We start from the raw sequence: 1,263 nt of genomic DNA, 5'->3' as shown, positions 1-1,263 counted from the left end.
ACCGCCACAAGCTGATGCTGGTCGAAAGCAGCGCCGACGACATCCTGCTCACCACCGCCTTTACCGGCCTGCAGACCAGCATGCTGAGGCCTTCGATCGTGGCCGCAGGGCGGCATCAGCGACGGTCATGCGCTGCACGCGGCCGAAGTGCTCGGCTGCGATCTCGCCTATATGGGCACGAAGTTCATCGCGACACGCGAGAGCATGGCGGACGACCGCCACAAGCTGATGCTGGTCGAAAGCAGCGCCGACGACATCCTGCTCACCACCGCCTTTACCGGCCTGCAGACCAGCATGCTGAGGCCTTCGATCGTGGCCGCAGGGCTTGATCCCGACGATCTGCCGGCGCGCGGCACGATCGACATCGCTGAGGATATCGACGTCGCCGCGCGCGAAAACCGGCCGAAGCGTTGGCGCGACATCTGGAGCGGCGGGCACTCCACCTCGGGCGTCAACGATGTGCTCCCTGTCGACGATCTCGTTGCGCGGACGGCGGTCGAATATCGAGAGGCGAGGACACACCTCTCCCCGTAGAATTGCGGAAAGGCAGGGGCCGTTCGTCCCGATCACAGTTAATCGAGCGCTCGCTCGAAACGCCCCACTTAACGGCAGATTAACCAACGCCCGCCAAGAATCCCCTCACGGCCACCAATCAGGGCCGAGAGGGACAGGCGATGGACTTCGATTATCTCAACACCAAGACGGCGGCTTCGCTGGACGAGATCCGCGTTCGCGTTGCCCATGCCCTGGCCCGCCACCCGCTGTGCCGCAACGTCCGTTTCGACATCGTCAGCGTCCCTCGCACCCGCCGGGGCGGCAACTGGACGGTGGCGCTGCAATCGGTCGAGCCGCGCGCGGTCTGGGAGGCCTCGGAGATCGTCGCCGACATCCAGGATGCCTACGACCTGTCGGCAGCGGCCTGATTTCCTTGAGTTTTCCGGGCGATGTCGCCGCAGTCCGCGCGATTACCGCCGCAACGGCACGGTTAAGCCTTAATTATCGCCCAGTTTCCGGGCAGTGATCACGTGGACTTGAAGTCGGACGCGGAGAGACGTTTGTCCAAAGCCATCACCATCGTTGTCCTGACCTGCTTCCTCGTCCTGGGCGCCGCCACCACCGCCATTCTTGGCCGCGACAGCGTGCCCAGCGTCAGCGAAGAGATGATCTCGCAGACGCCTCCGCCGAAGCCCCTCGCAGCCAACCGCGCCGCCAAGGCCGATCGTCTGGTCCCGACCCTGGCCCTGGCTTCGGCCGCGATCGAGC

At 64.9% G+C, this 1,263-nt stretch carries 1 protein-coding gene and 2 pseudogenes; all 3 read left to right on the top strand.

Features of this window, described 5'->3' with window-relative positions; all coding sequences use genetic code 11:
- Positions 1-534, top strand: a pseudogene (locus tag MOV75_RS38700) (NAD(P)H-dependent flavin oxidoreductase); the annotation flags it as partial.
- Positions 535-674: 140 nt separating this feature from the next.
- On the top strand, positions 675-923 hold the full coding sequence (locus MOV75_RS38695; protein ID WP_063200334.1) for a hypothetical protein: 249 nt from the start codon (positions 675-677) through the stop codon (positions 921-923).
- Between the two features lie 132 nt (positions 924-1,055).
- A pseudogene (locus MOV75_RS38690) lies at positions 1,056-1,263 on the top strand (hypothetical protein); the annotation flags it as partial.

The sequence above is a fragment of the Bradyrhizobium sp. PRIMUS42 genome (genome assembly GCF_023006515.1).
Lineage (GTDB): Bacteria > Pseudomonadota > Alphaproteobacteria > Rhizobiales > Xanthobacteraceae > Bradyrhizobium.
Note: the sequence above shows the minus strand (reverse complement) of the source record. Positions and strands in the feature narration are given on the sequence as shown.

Bases quoted from the DNA above. Each gene is read 5' to 3' on its own strand.
- MOV75_RS38695 (WP_063200334.1), top strand. From the start codon at position 675: ATGGACTTCGATTATCTCAACACCAAGACGGCGGCTTCGCTGGACGAG.